At 72.1% G+C, this 14,849-nt stretch carries 16 protein-coding genes, 2 pseudogenes and 1 riboswitch; of the genes and pseudogenes, 6 read left to right on the plus strand and 12 right to left on the minus strand.

The genetic code is table 11. From position 1 onward, the window contains the following. Positions 1-3: 3 nt before the first annotated feature. Positions 4-867: a helix-turn-helix transcriptional regulator gene (locus IF27_RS14200; protein ID WP_052849932.1), complete on the minus strand. Its 864-nt coding sequence runs from the start codon at positions 865-867 to the stop codon at positions 4-6. Positions 868-1,004: 137 nt separating this feature from the next. Here IF27_RS14200 and IF27_RS14205 point away from each other — a divergent pair, with 137 nt between their 5' ends. Continuing rightward, complete coding sequence (locus IF27_RS14205) at positions 1,005-1,589, plus strand: short chain dehydrogenase (RefSeq protein ID WP_052849933.1); 585 nt, start codon at positions 1,005-1,007, stop codon at positions 1,587-1,589. 23 nt (positions 1,590-1,612) lie between these two features. On the opposite strand, the gene IF27_RS14210 is transcribed toward IF27_RS14205, so the two are convergent. After that, a complete protein-coding gene (locus IF27_RS14210) occupies positions 1,613-2,728 on the minus strand; it encodes a serine hydrolase domain-containing protein (protein WP_190232951.1) in 1,116 nt (371 codons plus the stop codon). 166 nt (positions 2,729-2,894) lie between these two features. On the opposite strand from IF27_RS14210, the gene IF27_RS14215 reads away from it, so the two are divergent. The 3 genes from IF27_RS14215 to rfbB all read left to right on the plus strand — a co-directional run bounded on the left by IF27_RS14215 (position 2,895) and on the right by rfbB (position 5,515). Continuing rightward, positions 2,895-3,314 carry a hypothetical protein gene (locus IF27_RS14215; protein ID WP_052849935.1) on the plus strand — a complete coding sequence of 140 codons (420 nt, stop codon included), beginning with the start codon at positions 2,895-2,897 and terminating at the stop codon, positions 3,312-3,314. Positions 3,315-3,509: 195 nt separating this feature from the next. Next, a complete protein-coding gene (locus tag IF27_RS14220) occupies positions 3,510-4,433 on the plus strand; it encodes a S1 family peptidase (protein ID WP_052849936.1) in 924 nt (307 codons plus the stop codon). A gap of 98 nt (positions 4,434-4,531) precedes the next feature. Continuing rightward, entirely contained in the window at positions 4,532-5,515 is a 984-nt protein-coding gene (rfbB, locus tag IF27_RS14225) for a dTDP-glucose 4,6-dehydratase (RefSeq protein ID WP_052849937.1), read from the plus strand. Positions 5,516-5,656: 141 nt separating this feature from the next. Here the strand turns inward: rfbB and IF27_RS14230 are convergent, their stop codons facing one another. Further along, positions 5,657-6,205: a class IV adenylate cyclase gene (locus IF27_RS14230; RefSeq protein ID WP_052849938.1), complete on the minus strand. Its 549-nt coding sequence runs from the start codon at positions 6,203-6,205 to the stop codon at positions 5,657-5,659. A 25-nt stretch (positions 6,206-6,230) separates the two neighbouring features. After that, on the minus strand, positions 6,231-7,325 hold the full coding sequence (locus IF27_RS14235; protein ID WP_052850086.1) for a radical SAM protein: 1,095 nt from the start codon (positions 7,323-7,325) through the stop codon (positions 6,231-6,233). Between the two features lie 691 nt (positions 7,326-8,016). On the opposite strand from IF27_RS14235, the gene IF27_RS31070 reads away from it, so the two are divergent. Next, positions 8,017-8,880 (plus strand): NsdA family TPR-like regulatory protein, encoded by an 864-nt coding sequence (locus IF27_RS31070; RefSeq protein WP_190232952.1) that lies wholly within the window; start codon positions 8,017-8,019, stop codon positions 8,878-8,880. 96 nt (positions 8,881-8,976) lie between these two features. On the opposite strand, the gene IF27_RS14245 is transcribed toward IF27_RS31070, so the two are convergent. After that, entirely contained in the window at positions 8,977-10,284 is a 1,308-nt protein-coding gene (locus tag IF27_RS14245) for an aminotransferase class V-fold PLP-dependent enzyme (RefSeq protein WP_110945879.1), read from the minus strand. A 152-nt stretch (positions 10,285-10,436) separates the two neighbouring features. After that, a riboswitch (SAM riboswitch) is annotated at positions 10,437-10,553 on the minus strand. A gap of 224 nt (positions 10,554-10,777) precedes the next feature. On the opposite strand from IF27_RS14245, the gene IF27_RS14250 reads away from it, so the two are divergent. Next, on the plus strand, positions 10,778-11,395 hold the full coding sequence (locus IF27_RS14250) for a hypothetical protein (protein ID WP_052849940.1): 618 nt from the start codon (positions 10,778-10,780) through the stop codon (positions 11,393-11,395). Between the two features lie 3 nt (positions 11,396-11,398). Here the strand turns inward: IF27_RS14250 and IF27_RS14255 are convergent, their stop codons facing one another. The 7 genes and pseudogenes from IF27_RS14255 to IF27_RS14280 all read right to left on the minus strand — a co-directional run bounded on the left by IF27_RS14255 (position 11,399) and on the right by IF27_RS14280 (position 14,847). Then, on the minus strand, positions 11,399-11,911 hold the full coding sequence (locus tag IF27_RS14255; protein ID WP_052849941.1) for a YbaK/EbsC family protein: 513 nt from the start codon (positions 11,909-11,911) through the stop codon (positions 11,399-11,401). A gap of 172 nt (positions 11,912-12,083) precedes the next feature. After that, the gene (locus IF27_RS14260) at positions 12,084-12,434 is read right to left on the minus strand and encodes a hypothetical protein (protein WP_052849942.1); all 351 of its coding nucleotides are present in this window, start codon (positions 12,432-12,434) and stop codon (positions 12,084-12,086) included. Between the two features lie 411 nt (positions 12,435-12,845). Then, positions 12,846-13,514, minus strand: coding sequence for a YdcF family protein (locus IF27_RS14265; protein WP_052849943.1), 669 nt, complete (start codon positions 13,512-13,514; stop codon positions 12,846-12,848). A 14-nt stretch (positions 13,515-13,528) separates the two neighbouring features. Next, a pseudogene (locus IF27_RS31570) lies at positions 13,529-13,943 on the minus strand (hypothetical protein); the annotation flags it as partial. Between the two features lie 172 nt (positions 13,944-14,115). Then, positions 14,116-14,211, minus strand: a pseudogene (locus tag IF27_RS32055) (hypothetical protein); the annotation flags it as partial. A gap of 51 nt (positions 14,212-14,262) precedes the next feature. Beyond that, complete coding sequence (locus IF27_RS14275; RefSeq protein ID WP_223291057.1) at positions 14,263-14,487, minus strand: DUF397 domain-containing protein; 225 nt, start codon at positions 14,485-14,487, stop codon at positions 14,263-14,265. Positions 14,488-14,541: 54 nt separating this feature from the next. After that, positions 14,542-14,847: a 4a-hydroxytetrahydrobiopterin dehydratase gene (locus IF27_RS14280; protein WP_052849945.1), complete on the minus strand. Its 306-nt coding sequence runs from the start codon at positions 14,845-14,847 to the stop codon at positions 14,542-14,544. Positions 14,848-14,849 lie beyond the last annotated feature (2 nt).

A 14,849-nucleotide genomic window follows, 5' to 3' on the forward strand; every position in this document is an offset into this window, starting at 1 on the left:
GCGTCAGACGCGGGCGGCGGCGCGCGTCAGGTCGGCCAGCAGCGCGAGCCCGGCGGCCGAGGACGAGCCGGGTTCTGCGGTGAAGACGGCGACCCGCTGCCCCTCGTCCCGTGTCAGGGCCATGAACTCGGCGCTCAGCTCCAGCGTGCCGACCAGCGGATGGCGGTAGGGCCGCGTGTCGGTGCCGCAGTCCCCGACCGTCTGCGCGGCCCACAGGCGGGCGAACGTGTCGCTGCCGAGCGTCAGTTCGCCGACGAGGCGGGTCAGCTCGGGGTGGCCGGGGAAGCGGCCCGCGACGAGGCGGAGGTCGGCGACCGTCGCGTGGGCCTTGCGCGTCCGGTCCGCGTACAGCTCGCGGGTGTGCGGGTCGAGGAAGAGGAGCCGCGCGTAGTTGGGCCGCTCGTCCGGCAGGTCGGGGGCGTCGGCGGGCAGGTGCCCGGCGAGCAGCGCGTGCGCCATGGGGTTCCAGGCGAGGACGTCGAGGAAGCGGCCGAGCACCAGCGCGGGCGCGTCGCCCAGCGCGTCGAGCATCATGCGCACGCCGCGCCGCACCCGCTCGGGGCCCTCGGCGCGGCGCGGGGGCGCGGGCCGGGGGCGGGCGAGGGCGTACAGGTGGCCGCGCTCCGCGTGGTCCAGGCGCAGCACGCGGGCCACGGCGTCGAGGACGGCGTCCGACGCGCCGGGGCTCTGCCCCTGTTCGAGCCGCGTGTAGTAGCCGACGCTGACGCCGGCGAGCTGCGCCAGCTCCTCGCGGCGCAGTCCTGGCACGCGGCGGCGCCCGCCGTAGGTGGTGAGCCCGGCGTCCTCGGGCCGCAGGCGCGCGCGGCGCGACCGCAGGAACGCGCCCAGGCCGTCCTGTGTGCTCATGCGTCCAGTGTCCCCGAGGGGCGGCGGGCGATCCTGCCCCTGGCAGGTGTACCCCTGGCGGAGGGGTTGGTGGGGCGGGCGGCGCGTCGGACGGTGGTGGGGAGACCGGGCGGGATCGGCGGCGTGGAGGAGCGGGCATGAGGGTCGTGGTCATCGGGGCGAGCGGCACCATCGGCGGCGCGGTGGCCGACGCGCTCGGCGCGCGGCACGAGGTCGTACGGGCGTCACGGCGCGGGCCGGTGCGGGTGGACGTCACGGACGCGGCGTCGGTGGAGGCGCTGTTCGAGGGCGTCGGCGCGGTGGACGCGGTGGTGTGCTGCGCGGAGAGCGGGGCGCTGGCGCCGTTGGAGGGCAGCTCGGACGAGGAGTACTGGTCGGGTCTTGGCGGCAAGCTGGTCGGGCAGGTCAACCTGGTGCGGCGCGCGCTGCCGTGGCTGCGGGACGGGGGGTCCGTCACGCTGACCGGCGGCCTGATCCCCGACGGGCTCGCGCACGCGACGCTCGGGCACCTGGTGAACGCCGGGCTCGTCGCGTTCGTCCGCGCCGCCGAGGCCGAGATGCCGCGCGGGGTGCGGCTGAACGTCGTCAGCCCCGGCTGGGTGCGCGAGACGCTGGTCGCGCTCGGCATGGACCCGGCGGACGGCACCCCGGCGGCGGACGTCGCGCGCGTCTACGCGGAGGCGGTCGAGGGCGCGGTGCGGGGCCGGTCGCTGGAGGTCTGACCGGCCCCGCGCGGCGGGCGGCGTCAGGCCCCGGCGGGCCCGGGGAGGCCGACGGCCTCGCGCACGGCGGCGACCAGCGCGTACGTCGTGCTGGCCGGGGACCAGACCTCCGTCAGGTGGTTCTTGGCGACGGCCACGGAGAAGCGGTGCGCCGGTTCGGCGAAGCCGATGGCCTCGCCGAGGCCGTCGTGCCCGAAGGCGCGGGGGTCGCCCATGGGGGTGCCCGGCCTGCCGAGGAAGTAGCCGAGGCCGCGCCGCACCGGCGTGCCCAGGGTGGCGTCCGTGCCCTCGAACGCCGGTGTGGTGGCGAGAGCGATGCGCTCGGGGGTCAGGACGCGGACGCCGTCGAGCGCGCCGCCGAGGGCGAGCGCCGCGTACAGGCGGGCCAGGCCGCGTGCCGTGCCGATGGCGGACGAGGGGACGCAGGCGGTCTGCCGCAGCGGGTGGTTGGCCTGCGCGGCGGGCGACAGGGAGCCGAGGGGCGTGTCGGCGGGGGCGTGCGGGGTGGTGGCGGGGTCGCCGGGGGTGGTGTGGTGGGCGATGCGCGGCAGGGCGGCGGGGGCGGCGCCGAAGTTCAGGTCGTCGCCGATGCCGAGGGGGCCGGTGATCTCCTCGCGGACGAACCGGTCGGGGCGCCTGCCGTCCACGCGGCGGATCGTCTCGCCGATGAGCCAGCCGAAGACCTCGGGGTGGTAGCCGGAGCGTGTGCCGGGCTCCCACCGGGGCGTGAGGTCGGCGACGGCGGCGGTGGCGCGGTCCCAGTCGGCCAGGTCGCCGAGGGTGAAGCCTTCGGGCAGGCGGGGTATCCCGGCCTTGTGCGCGAGGGCCTGCCTGACGGTGACGCCGTCCTTGCCGTGCACGCCGAACTCGGGCCAGTACGCGGCGACGGGCGCGTCGTAGTCGAGTGCGCCCCGCTCGGCCAGCAGGTGCGCGGCAGTGGCGGTGAGGCCCTTGCCGCAGGAGAACAGCTGGAAGAGGGTGTCGCCGTCCACCGGGCGGCCCGTCGCGGGGTCGGCGGTCCCGGCCCACGCGTCCACGACCAGCTCGCCGTCCAGGTACGCCGCGACCTGGAGGCCGGTCTCCCGGCCCTCCGCGACGTACCGCTGCACCACTTCTTCGACCTTCGCCTGTGCGTCCACCCGCGCGATGCTCCGCCGCGTCCGGAGGGATGTCAACACGTCACCTCGCCCCGGGCAGGCACGGGGAATCGGCCACCTATGCCCCGGTCGGGTTTGTTCCGCCCGCTTCCGCCCATCCGGAAGTCCTGGACGGCAGATAGCCGGACCGGTGAGGACGGAGGTCGTCATGACGATCCGCTGGGACAAGGAACGGGTCAGGGCGCAGGCCGCGGAGGAGATCGCCCGCAGCGACCCGGGGGAACGGCCGCTGGTGACGTTCCACGCCTTCGGGGCGTCGCGGCCCTGGAAGCGGCTCGACTGGCTGGGCCGCGCGCTGGCCAAGGACTGTTTCGTGACGCTGACCGAGCGCACGGTGGTAGTGCACGACGTCGGCGGCTTCCGCTTCCCCGGGCCGCGCGCGCGGCGCTGGACGCTGCCGAGGGACGGCAGCTACCTGGTCGAGGACTCCGGGCGTGGAACGCTCTTCGGCCATGTCACGCTGCGGCTGCCCGACGGCGCGGGCACGCTGCACTGCCAGGTCGCGCACTACTGGCAGCCGGAGCTGGACCGTTTCGTGGACGAGCTGACGGGCGTGCCGGTCGGCTGACCCGGGCCGCCCCGGCTGGCCGAAAGCGCCCCTTGGCCGCGGGCCCCACGGTGGGACAATCCGAACGCACCCCGGCGCGGCGCCCGTTCACGGCTCGGCGCGCGCCGGTGCCCGCAGCGCACGGCCTCGCACCGCCTGCCCCACGCACGGCCCGTCAAGGAGCACGCCCCGCCGCCGGCCGCCCGGGAGGACCGGATGATCCCTCAGCGCACGCCCCTCGTCAGACGCCTGGCCGCCACCGCCGCGGCCCTGCTCGCCACCGTCCTGTTCCTGCCGGGCCAGGCCGGGGCCGCGCCCGCGCCCACGCCGCGCGTCTACAGCGCGGCCGAGCTTGAGGCGGCGAGCGATGCCGTCCTCGACGCGGACATCGGCGGCACCGCCTGGCACGTCGATCCCGCGTCGGGCACCGTGCAGGTCCTCGCCGACACGACGGTCTCCGCCGCGGAACTCGCCGCGCTCCGCGAGCGCGCGGGCGACCTGGCGGGCGCCCTCGTCGTCGAGCGGACGCCCGGCACGTTCAGGCCCCACCTGCGCGGCGGCGAGCCCATCTACAGCGGCGGCGGCTCGTGCACCGCCGGGTTCAACGCGCGCAGCGGCAGCGGCGCCGACTTCGTCCTGACCGCCGGGCACTGCGCGAGTGTCGGCAGCACGTGGTACACCGATCCGGGGCTGACGGTGCCGATCGGCCCGGTCACCGGCTCGGTCTTCCCCATCGACGACTACGCCGTCATCCGCTACACGAACCCGGCCGTCCCCCGGCCGGGCAGCGTGGTCTGCAACGGGCTGGACATCGACATCACGGGGCCCGCCAACCCGACCGTGGGGCAGCTCGTCTGGTTCTCCGGCCCGTCCGGCTGCCGCTCCGGCCAGATCCAGGCCGTCAACCAGACCGTCAACTACGGCAACGGCCTGCTGGTCTACGGGATCACGCGGACCAGCATCTGCGTCGAGCCGGGCGACAGCGGCGGCCCGCTGTTCACGCGCACCGGCACGGGCGGCACCGTCGGCCGGGCGCTCGGCGTCCTCTCCGGCGGCTCGGGCAACTGCACGGTCGGCGGCGTCTCGATCTTCCAGCCGGTGAACGAGATCCTGGCCGTGTACGGCCTGACGCTGACCTGACACCGCCCCCCGCCCGGCCACGCGCCGCCGGGTCCGGGCCCGGGACCTGCGGGTACGGTCGTACCGGAAGGACCAGGCACGGCGGCGCGGAAGGCTTCATGACGACTCGGATTCTCGTGACCGGCGGCGCCGGTTTCATCGGCTCGGCCTACGTCCGCGCGCTGCTCGGCCCCGAGGGGCCGGGCGACGTCGCGGTGACGGTGCTCGACGCGCTGACGTACGCGGGCCACCGCGCGAACCTGGAGCCGGTCCGCGCCCACCCCGCGTTCCGCTTCGTCCACGGCGACGTCAGGGACGCCGCCCTGACCGGCCGCCTCACCGCCGAGCACGACGAGGTCGTGCACTTCGCGGCCGAGTCGCACGTGGACCGCTCGATCCGCGACGGCGGCCTGTTCGCCTCCACCAACGTGCTGGGCACCCAGGTGCTGCTGGACGCGGCGCGGCTCGGCGGCGTGCGGACGTTCGTCCACATCTCGACGGACGAGGTGTACGGGTCGCTGGCCGACGGCGCCTGGCCCGAGACGCATCCGCTGGACCCGACGTCGCCCTACGCCGCGTCCAAGGCCGCCGCCGAGCTGATGGCCCTGGCGCAGCACCGCACGCACGGCCTCGACGTGCGGATCACGCGCTGCTCCAACACGTACGGGCCCTACCAGTTCCCTGAGAAGCTGATCCCGTCGTTCGTGATCCGGCTGCTGGAGGGCGGGACGCTGCCGCTGTACGGCGACGGGCTGCACGTCCGCGACTGGCTGCACGTGGACGACCACGTCCGTGCCGTCGAGCTGGTCAGGACCGGGGGCGAGCCAGGCGAGGTCTACAACATCGGCGGCGGCACCGAGCTGACCAACCTCGCGCTGACGCGGCTGATCCTGGCGGCCTGCGGCGCGGGCGAGGACCGCATCCGGCATGTCGAGGACCGCAAGGGCCACGACCGGCGGTACGCGGTGGACTGGACGAAGATCCGCGACCGCCTCGGCTACGCGCCGCGCGCCGACTTCCCCACCGCGCTCGCGGCGACCGTCGCCTGGTACCGCGAGCACCCGTCCTGGTGGCAGCCCCTACGCTCCCGCGCCGGAGGCTGACACGGGCCTGTTCGTGGCGGTCCGGGGCCAACCCACTGGCTCGGGGCGCCGCGCCTCCGCGCGGCGGCCCTCGGGCACGCAACCGGCGAGAAGCACATCCGCCGCCTGGCGGGATTTGTCACCGGCGTGAAGGCGATCTCATCACTCCCGGAAGAGGAGCGTCGGTTCGGCGAGAATGTCGCGATCCGCCTCGCTCTTGTACATCAGATCGACGCTCCCGAACCGCGCGTCGGCGTAGTCCAGTCCGAGGTCCGCGACCGCCCGGCGAACGGCCTCTTCGGACGGGCCCTCGACTTCGAGGAACGTGGGCAGATCGGGCCAGGTGTCGAAGTCGTAGGTGATGTCGTCCCGCTGCCATTCCTCGCGGTAGTTCTGCTGGTACCGAACCTGCCGCAGGCCGACGGCCTTCAGCAGTTCTGCCGTCGTGTCGAGGTCGTTGACCTCGATCTCGATCTCGGTGGTGCCGCCGATGTGGGAGGCGTCGCTGACCTGCTTCAGCGTCAGCGTCTTCTTTCCGCCCTCGTCACGCAGCCGCAGCCACTGCTCGCCCCGGACGGCGTCGTTCTCGAAGATCAGCCGCGTGAACATCGTCCTGGAGAAGATCTGTTCCGCTCCGGCGGCGCGCAGCTTCCCCCGGATCGACTCGGCGTCGATCGCCAGGAACTTGGCCTCGTACTCGTGTTCCGCCATCGCTCTCCTTCGGTAGGGTCGGTCGTCACGCGTGCAACTCGTGGAACTCCTGGTCGCGCAGTTCCCTGATCTCATCGCGCAGGCCGCTGCGGATGAACTCTCCCACCGGCATGCACAGGTCCATGCGTCGAATGCACACACCGACGTGGAAGATGCCCGCCGGGTCGCGGTAGAGCCGTACGCCGTAGTACCCCTCGTGACAGTCGGTGTCGTTGTCGAACGGGCATCCGGCGCACGTCACGGGCAGCCGCAGCGGGCGGATGTGCTTGACCACGAGCACACGCCCGTTCGGCAGCCGGTAGGTGACTCGAAAGCCCGAGGTGCCTGCGATCAGGTGCACCTCGTGCGGTTCTGCTCCGAGTTCGGCCAGCAGCATGTCGATCGCATCCAGCGACTCCTCACCGTCCGCCAGGGACGACAGGACACGCACCGAAAGTCGCGGGGAGTACCGTTCCAGGAGCCGATGGACGCGCCCGACGTGAGAACGGTCGGGAAGGACGATGTTCGCCCTCGTTCCCAGCCCCAGATCCAGTGCCACGCGGATCGATGCGTCCAACGCCTTGATCTTGGCCGCGGCCAGGGACGCTCTGCGAAACTTCGCGTCCTGCACCGTGGCCAGTTGGTCCGGGTCGGTGCCGAAGACCGAGAAGTTGACACGCTGAAGCCCTGCCTGCACGCATCCGGGCAGGATCCGTGCGCCGTTCTCGCCGTTGGAGGTGACGCTGACCCGGTAACCGCTGTTGCCCGCCAGCGCGACGAGCTGCGCGAGCCTGGGGTGCAAGGTGGGTTCTCCGCCCGTGAGGTGCACCTCGGTGAGGCCGAGTGCCTCCCGAAGCTGTTCCAAGGCGGCGCGGAAGCTCTCATCGGGGTGGACGGAAGCCGCGACGAAACGCGCACCGTTCGTGGCGAGATAGATGGACGCCCGGCCGGACGGACCGACGGTGTTGAATGCCCCGGACTGTGGGACGCGGTTGTCCGCGCTGACCGGTGTCCCTTCGTTGTGGCAGAACGTGCACGTCATCCCGCACGCATCGATGACCTTGACGCGTAAGGTCCGGTCCACCGAGACGCGGACCGGTACAGCGCTGCCGAGGCCCCGCAAGGCCCGGTGCTGGAACACGGTGAGGGTTACTTCTTCGTCCAAAGACCTGCATCAGCCCTGCTCCGCTGCTCCCTTTCTCGGGTCACCCGGACTCCGGGACGGAGTAACGACGATCCACGCACGGCCTCGAAGGCGGAAGGTTTCAGAGGGGTTTCACCCTTTCTCGGGCCTGCGGCACACATCGAAGGCCGCGCTACGCTGAGCGTCCGGAAGGCGACGGGGAGTCGTTATGGGCGGTCGGCCAGACGAAGCACTGCACCACCCGCTGGCCTACGTACGGGCGCGGCTCGGGCAAGGGAAGACGAAGTTCGCCGAGGCGGTCCGCCTCCACGGGCGCGCCCTCGGCTGCAACCTCGCAACGACCAGATCCACGATCTTCAAATGGGAACGGGGCGATCACGCACCGGACGCCGTCACTCAGTGGGTGATCGCCCGCATGCTGGAGATTCCCGACTCGGCGCGCACATCCGTCCCCTGGCCGTACTGGCTGCCCGCTTGGGAGGACTCGTCCCATGCCGCGCCGTGGTCCCGGACGGCTACGCTGGAGTCCCTGACTCGACTTGCGGAGCGTGCATCCATGGACCGGAGGGGATTCCTCAGCATCGGCGGTACGGCACTCGCAGGCATCGGTGCACAGTGGGCCACCGCCGATCCGGCGGTCGCCGCGGCCACGACCGGAGACACGATCACACCCGCCACGGTGGACCGGATGAGTGAGCGAGTCGAGTCGCTGCGCGCCATGGAGCAGGAGACCGGAGGCAGTGACTACCTCGACTCCGCACGGACCGACCTGCGCCTGATCACCCGCATGCTCGACCATGGCCGCTACACCGAGGCGACCGAGCAGCGGCTCTACACGCTGGCCGCCGAAATCTGCTGTCTGCTGGGCTGGATGAGCTACGACGCCAGCCTCCACACGGCCGCACAGCAGCACTACACGGCCGCACTCCGGTCCGCCAGGACCGCCGGAGACGACACCCTCGGCGCCCACACCCTCTGCTTCATGGCCACCCAGGCCGCCAACCAGCGCGAACAGCGCGCCGCCGTCAGCCTCATGGACGCCGCAGAAACGGTCCGGAGCCGAGTCCCCGCCCTCATGCGGGCGTCCGTGGCCGCCCACCAGACCACGGTCTACAGCAAGGCGGGAGAGAATCGGAAGGCCGCCGCAGCGCTCAACCGAGCCTTCGATGCACTCGGCCGCGCCGACACCTCCGAGACCCCCGCCTACCTCACCTGGTTCGGCGAATCGCAACTTCGCTCCACAGAAGGGCGCTTCCTCCTCCTGAGCGGCCAGGCGAGCCAGGCCACCGAGGCCCTCGAACGTTCTGTCGTCCAGTCCGCCCCACGTGACCGCGCGGTCCGCTACGGCACACTCGCGCTCGCCTACCAGCAGACCGGCGACCTCGACGGCGCACTGGATGCCACGCACAGGGCCGCCGACCTCATCGACGACGGCATCCGTTCCCAGCGCAGCGTCGAACGCCTCCAAGAGGTCAGCCGCGCCTTCGCCCCTCACCGCCACGAACCGAGGGTCCAGGAAGCATCCGAACGGATCGCCGCCTTCGCCACGTGACGGCTCCTGGCAGCGCGGCTGAGCGGGCCGGACGGCTTGCGATCACCGCAGGCCGCCGAACGGCCCCTCCGCAACGGGCTCGCCGTGACGCGCCGGTCAGTCCCCGGCCAGCTCGCGGACGGCGGCGACCAGCCGTGTGACGTGCTCCTCCGGCGTCCCGGCGCCGAAGCTGGCGCGCACGGCCTGCACGGGGCCGTCGCAGGCGTCGGCCGTCTCGGAGCCGAGCAGGGCGCGGACCAGCGGCTGGGCGCAGAAGAGGCCGGAGCGCACGCCGATGCCGTAGCGGTCGGAGAGGGTCCGCGCGAGGTCGGCGCTGTCCCAGCCCGCGACGGTGAAGGAGACGACGGACACGCGGTCGGACTCCGGCCCGAACAGCGACAGTTCGCGCACGGCGGGGATGGCGGCGAGGCCGGTGCGCAGGATGCCGAGGAGGCGCCGCTCGTGGTCGAGGAGCGTGTCGAGCCCGGCGTCGGTGAGGGCGCGGCAGGCGGCGGCGATGGCATAGGCGCCGATGACGTTGGGCGAGCCCGCCTCGTGGCGTGCCTCGTCGTCGTTCCACTCGACGGCGACCCCGCCGTCGGGGCGGCGGCTGACGACGCGGGTCGCGCCGCCGCCCGCCAGGTAGGGCGTGGCGGCGTCGAGCCAGTCGCCGCGGCCCGCGAGGACACCGGCGCCGAAGGGGGCGTACAGCTTGTGGCCGGAGAAGGCGACCCAGTCCACGTCGAGGTCGGCGACGTCGATCGCACGGTGCGGCGCGAGCTGCGCGGCGTCCAGGACGACGCGGGCGCCGTGGCGGTGGGCGGCGGCGGTCAGTTCGCGGACCGGCCACAGCTCGCCTGTGACGTTGGAGGCGCCCGTGACGCACAGCAGCGCCGGGCCCTCGGGCAGCGCGGCGAGCGCGGCCTCGGCGGTGGCGACGGCGTCGGCGGGGCTGGCGGGGGCGTCGAGGTAGGTGACGTCGTGGCCGTGGTGGGCCCAAGGCAGCAGGGCGGCGTGGTGCTCGGTCTCGAAGACGAGGACGCGCGTCCCGGCGGGGAGGGCGGAGGCGAGGAGGTTGAGCGAGTCGGTGGTGGAGCGGGTGAAGACGACCTGGTCGGAGGGGCGCACGTGGAGGAACGAGGCGACCGTCTCGCGGCTCGCCTCGAACAGCTCGGTGGACAGCCGGGAGAGGTGGCCCGTGCCCCGGTGGACGCTGCCGTACAGCGGCGCGTACGCGGCGACCTCGTTCCAGACGCGGCGTAGGACGGGGGCGCTGGCGGCGTAGTCGAGCGCGGCGTAGCCGACCTCGCCGCCGGTGACGAGGGGCGCGGTGACCTCCGCGCTGAGGACGGCGAGCGCGTCGTCGTCCGGGGTGGTCGCGTCAGCGGAGGTGGCGCAGGGAGCGGGGATGTCGGAGATGGTCATGGGTGGCCTCCCGGGGCATGGCGCGGCAACGGCCCGGACAAGGGGAACCGGCCGCCGTGGCGGAGAAAGGGGGTTCGGCCGTGGGGCCGAGGGGTGGGGAGGGTGAGCGCGTCGCGCTCTACCGCATTCGCATTCGCATGGAGTACTCCTCGAAGCCGCACTTGCCGTGGGACTTCTGTCCCACCGCCCGGTCATCACCCGGGGCACCCCGCCACGACGGAGGGTTGCCGGACAGCGGGCCGGGGCCCATGTCGCTGTCACTCGTGACCTCGCCGAAGAGTTTGGCACAGCGTTCGAACGCCGGGTAAGACCGTCTCACCCTGCGGACGCGCCCACAGCGGCCCCCGTCAACTCCTCGTTGACCGAGGGTCTTTGGGCGGTGGTGCGGCGGGTATCCGGACGGGCAGGGCGGTGCGTGCGCGGAATCCGGGAGGACGCGGCCCCGCGTGCGGCCCGCGCGGCGACACGGACCGAGGGAAGGGATGGCGAGCCGATGCCCCCCGGAGACGAAGAACGCCCGAAGCACGACCCCCCGCCACGCACGGACGGCGCCTGTACCGGCACCGGCGACGAGCCGGACTGGGAAGGGGAGCGCCGCGCCCTCGACAGCCCGTGGCTCCTGATGGGTGTCCTCGGCGCCCTCGGCGCGGTGACGGCCGTGGTGGTCGCCTGGGCGGCCGACGCGCCGCAGGCCCTGGGGCTGGGGGCCGCCTGGGCGGTGTGGATGGCGCTGTCCGCCGGACTGAGCCGGGCGGCGAGCCGCACCTACGCGTCGGAGATCGGCGTGCCGCCCGCCCGGCTGCCCGTCCTGGCACGGCGCATCCGGCAGGAACGCATCCCGCGCGACCCGGCGGCCCGCCGCGCGATGGCGCGGCTCGTGCGGCGGCAGCGCAGGCAGCTCGGCCGCAGCCGCTGGATCTGGCCGCTGCTGAGCGCCGTGTTCCTGGCGACGAGCGCCGTGCAGTGGCAGGCGGGCCGGGACACGGCGGCCCTGCTGTGGGTGATGACGGCCGCGCTGCTCATCCCGCTGTACCTCTCCAGCCGCCGGGCACTCCAGCACGTACGGCGCGTCGGCGTCCGCCTCGGCCAGGAACCCGACACGTGCCGCTGACCGTCAGGGGGTGACCGCCAGGGCGGCGCCGCCGGTGAGGACGAGCAGTTCGGCGTGCGTGGTCGGGAAGATCGTGTGCGGCGTGCCACCAGCCGCCCAGACGCGCGGATGGGCGGCGAGCGCCAGGTCCACGACCGTCCGCAGCGGCGCGGGGTGTCCGACCGGTGCGACGCCACCGATGGCCTGTCCGGTCGCCGCGCGCACCTGGTCGGCGGTGGCGCGTGCCAGCGCCGCGAGGCCCATACGCCGGGCGAGCGCCTCGGTGTCCACCCAGTGGCTGCCGCTGGTGAGGACGAGCACGGGCTCGCCGTGCCCCTGGCCGTCCTCGCCGATGAAGACGAGGCTGTTGGCGATGGCACCCACCGCGCAGCCGAGCGCGGCGGCGGCCTCGGCAGCGGTTCGGGCGGGCACGTCCAGTTCCCGTACGGTGCCGGTCGCGCCCGCCGCCGCCAGTGCCTCGGCAACAAGTCTGCTGCGCGCGGGCAGGTGGTCGTACGTGGCGGCGGTGGCGGTCATGGGAACGGCTCCTTGATACGACGACGGTTGAGACAGGTCATGGTGCCTCGCCGACACCACGGATGCTGGGAATTGTCACTCCGGGCAGACGGGCAGAGGAGCAGACGGACAGGCGACGCGGTCGTCGGTCAGGGCCAGGAGCGCACTCCCGTGCTCGTCTTCGGTCGCGGCATCACTCGATCGCTTCGAAGATGTCGCTGTCGGTCTCACGCTGCCATTGCGGAAGTGCTTCCCAGTCGGCGACGTAGCTCGGCTTGGGCTCTTCGAAGTGCTGGTGAATCTGCGCAACCCAGCAGATCGCCACGAAGCGCCCCTTCTGCTCCCGGGTCAACTTCACCGTGTTCCCACCACTGATCTCCGCGAACTGCCGGATCTGGTGATACACGGCGGCAGCCGCTTGCCGTTCCCATTCGGCCGTCTCTTCCCATGGCGCCACATAGCCAGGCTTCGGCTCACCTGGGTGATGCTTCATGACTCCGGCGATCCACGCTTCCCGGAAGACACGGCCTGCCTCGTCAGTCATGCGAGTTCCCCTTCAAGCGTTGCGACGCCGAGCAGTCCCCGACCCATCAACTCGGCCCCTATGGCCACTCCATGTGCTCCAAGTGCCAGGCCACGGTATCGACATGAGCCCGCGCCGTGGCGCGAGATGTACACCATCGCCACCCCATCAGGCGTACCCGATCCCCGCGCGGCTGACCTCGCAGGTCCCCGCGCGGGACTGCACATCCATGCCGTGCTTGTGCGTGCTCAGCGCAGCGGAGTGGACCAGCTCTGCACCGTCGAACCGCTGACCACTTTCACCGCCACTTCCACGATCCGTCCGTCTTCGAGACAGACGGTGCGCACAACCTGCGTGCGGTGGTCCGCCGCGAGCAGCTTGGCCAGCTGCGGCAGGGAATTCGGCTGATGGATGGCACACGGCTCGGGCAGGTCAGGGGGTGATGAGGCGGCTGGTGAAGCCGTCGCGGATGAGGCACTCGTACGCCGCGTGCACATCCTCCGGAACCTCCTGCTCGATGGCGAATCCGCGCTTCGGATACTCGATGACCCGCTGGAGGTCGCCGACGAGCATGTCCAGGACGAGTTTGTCGTCGCCGATGGACTTCAGATAGTCGTCGAACTCCAGCGGCTCCGACGCACAGAGGATTTCGACATCGGGCCAGAGCATGCGTGCGGTCGCGAACGACCGCCTTTCCATGTAGGGCTTGGAGACCAGCAGCACCGACGCCGGGGTGATGCCCGCAGCGACGAGGACCTCTCGCGAGAGGGTGATGTTCTGGCCGGTGTTGCCCGCGTTCGGTTCCAGCAGGATCGCCTCGGCGGGGACGCCGAGGCCGATGGCGTGCTCGCGGAAGTGGACGGCCTCCCCGCGCGGGAAGACCTCGGCGGTGGTGGGACTGTTGCCGCCGGTGAACACCAAGGTCGGGAAGAGCCCGGAGCGGTACAGCTCGGCGGAGTGGGCCGCGACGCCGAGGTCATGACTGCCCAGCCCGATCGCCACCTCGACGGGCCGCAGTTCGTGCTGCATCCGGTGGTAGTCCCAGATCAGCTCGGCTTGGCGCCACTGGTCCTCGGTGACGCCCCGCTGGCCGTTGCCCACGTGTTTCTCCCTGGTCACCGCTGCCGGGGGCCGACCGACCCCTCGCTCATGGCCTTGATGCCCTCGATACTGCGCAGTTGGTGCACGAGTCCGTTTTGCGCGGCCACCTTGACGACCTGGTCGAGGACGAGAAGTCCATCATTCCGGGTCGCCGCATCGGAGAGCAGGATGTGGCCGCGAGCCGTGTCCAGTCGCACGCGTTGCATCGGTGAGTCGGTCGTTCCGCTGCTGCGGGCGACGTCGATGTAAGTGCAGGGCCTGGGCCAGGTCGCCGACCCCACGGCGGGCGAGGGCGAGTTTCTGGTGGGCCACCGACCAGTCATCGGGTTCGGTGAAGTCCTCGAAGTCGCGGGTCGCCGCCTGCATGACGCGGGTCGCATAGTCGTGCTGGCCGTCCTTGCTCAGCGCGGTCGCCGCCCACAGCCTCGCGGGTCAGGGCGCGCGGGCGTGGCTCTGTATATGTCGGCCGCCCGCGCTCCGTCCCGGGTGCGTGTGCCCCGGCCATCTCCGTACTGGGGCACACGCGCCTCGGCGGTCAGCGACGGGCGAGAGTGGCGATCAGCGTGCGGAACCGCTCGCGAGGGAAGAGGAGCTCCGGTCGTTAGGGAGTCTTGGCGTCGCATACGGCGACCGCCTCAACGCCAGGAAGAATGGTGATCTCGACGCAGTTGCGGCCGGACCCATCGCTGCACGAGGTTCTGCACCAGGTGCCGACATCTCCCCTGCTGGCCGAAGACTTGAAGCAGAATCAGACTCGGCGAACGTAGGCGATGAATGCGTGGAAGCTCTCCGAATCCACCAGCAGCGCGGGGCCGTCAGGGTCCTTGGAGTCTCGGATGACCATACCGGCGCGGGTGGACATCACGTCAGCGACCTCGACGCACTGCGACTCACTTCCGCTGCGCTTCGACTTCTTCCAGGTCGCACCCGGAAAAACTGATGCCATCAGGCGGCGCCTGTTTTCGGCAGTCACTTCTAGAGTCCTTAAGTTGGGACAGGTCAGTCTCGCCAAGGCGGCCCTCGGCGATCACGCGCCCTGGGCTCCATGTGCGCGCGCCAGGGTGTCGATCTGGGCGGCGAGGTCGGTGTCCAGCTCGGTGATCGCGCCGCCCGCGTCGTGCGTGTTGAGGGCGAACGTCACCGACGTGTACAGCACGGTGATCCGCGCGTGGTGGTTCGCCGAGTCCTCCGCGCGCGCCACCGCCGCGTAGAGGGCGGGCAACTGGTCGCGCGTGACGCGGTAAACGGCGGTGAGATCGCCGTTCTCGACACTCCATCCGGGCAGGCCTGTCAGGGCGGCGTCGAGCTGGTCGGCGGTCAGTGGAGTAGCCATCT

Origin of the sequence: Streptomyces avicenniae (assembly GCF_000719135.1) — a bacterium.
Classification (GTDB): domain Bacteria; phylum Actinomycetota; class Actinomycetes; order Streptomycetales; family Streptomycetaceae; genus Streptomyces; species Streptomyces avicenniae.

What these genes read in the sequence shown, in the direction of transcription:
- IF27_RS14245 (WP_110945879.1), bottom strand. Translation starts at nt 10,284, where the DNA reads ATGACCATCTCCGACATCCCCGCTCCCTGCGCCACCTCCGCTGACGCG.
- IF27_RS14200 (WP_052849932.1), bottom strand. Translation starts at nt 867, where the DNA reads ATGAGCACACAGGACGGCCTGGGCGCGTTCCTGCGGTCGCGCCGCGCG.
- rfbB (WP_052849937.1), top strand. Translation starts at nt 4,532, where the DNA reads ATGACGACTCGGATTCTCGTGACCGGCGGCGCCGGTTTCATCGGCTCG.
- IF27_RS14255 (WP_052849941.1), bottom strand. Translation starts at nt 11,911, where the DNA reads ATGACCGCCACCGCCGCCACGTACGACCACCTGCCCGCGCGCAGCAGA.
- IF27_RS14215 (WP_052849935.1), top strand. Translation starts at nt 2,895, where the DNA reads ATGACGATCCGCTGGGACAAGGAACGGGTCAGGGCGCAGGCCGCGGAG.
- IF27_RS14205 (WP_052849933.1), top strand. Translation starts at nt 1,005, where the DNA reads ATGAGGGTCGTGGTCATCGGGGCGAGCGGCACCATCGGCGGCGCGGTG.
- IF27_RS31070 (WP_190232952.1), top strand. Translation starts at nt 8,017, where the DNA reads ATGAGTGAGCGAGTCGAGTCGCTGCGCGCCATGGAGCAGGAGACCGGA.
- IF27_RS14250 (WP_052849940.1), top strand. Translation starts at nt 10,778, where the DNA reads ATGCCCCCCGGAGACGAAGAACGCCCGAAGCACGACCCCCCGCCACGC.
- IF27_RS14260 (WP_052849942.1), bottom strand. Translation starts at nt 12,434, where the DNA reads ATGACTGACGAGGCAGGCCGTGTCTTCCGGGAAGCGTGGATCGCCGGA.
- IF27_RS14280 (WP_052849945.1), bottom strand. Translation starts at nt 14,847, where the DNA reads ATGGCTACTCCACTGACCGCCGACCAGCTCGACGCCGCCCTGACAGGC.
- IF27_RS14220 (WP_052849936.1), top strand. Translation starts at nt 3,510, where the DNA reads ATGATCCCTCAGCGCACGCCCCTCGTCAGACGCCTGGCCGCCACCGCC.
- IF27_RS14230 (WP_052849938.1), bottom strand. Translation starts at nt 6,205, where the DNA reads ATGGCGGAACACGAGTACGAGGCCAAGTTCCTGGCGATCGACGCCGAG.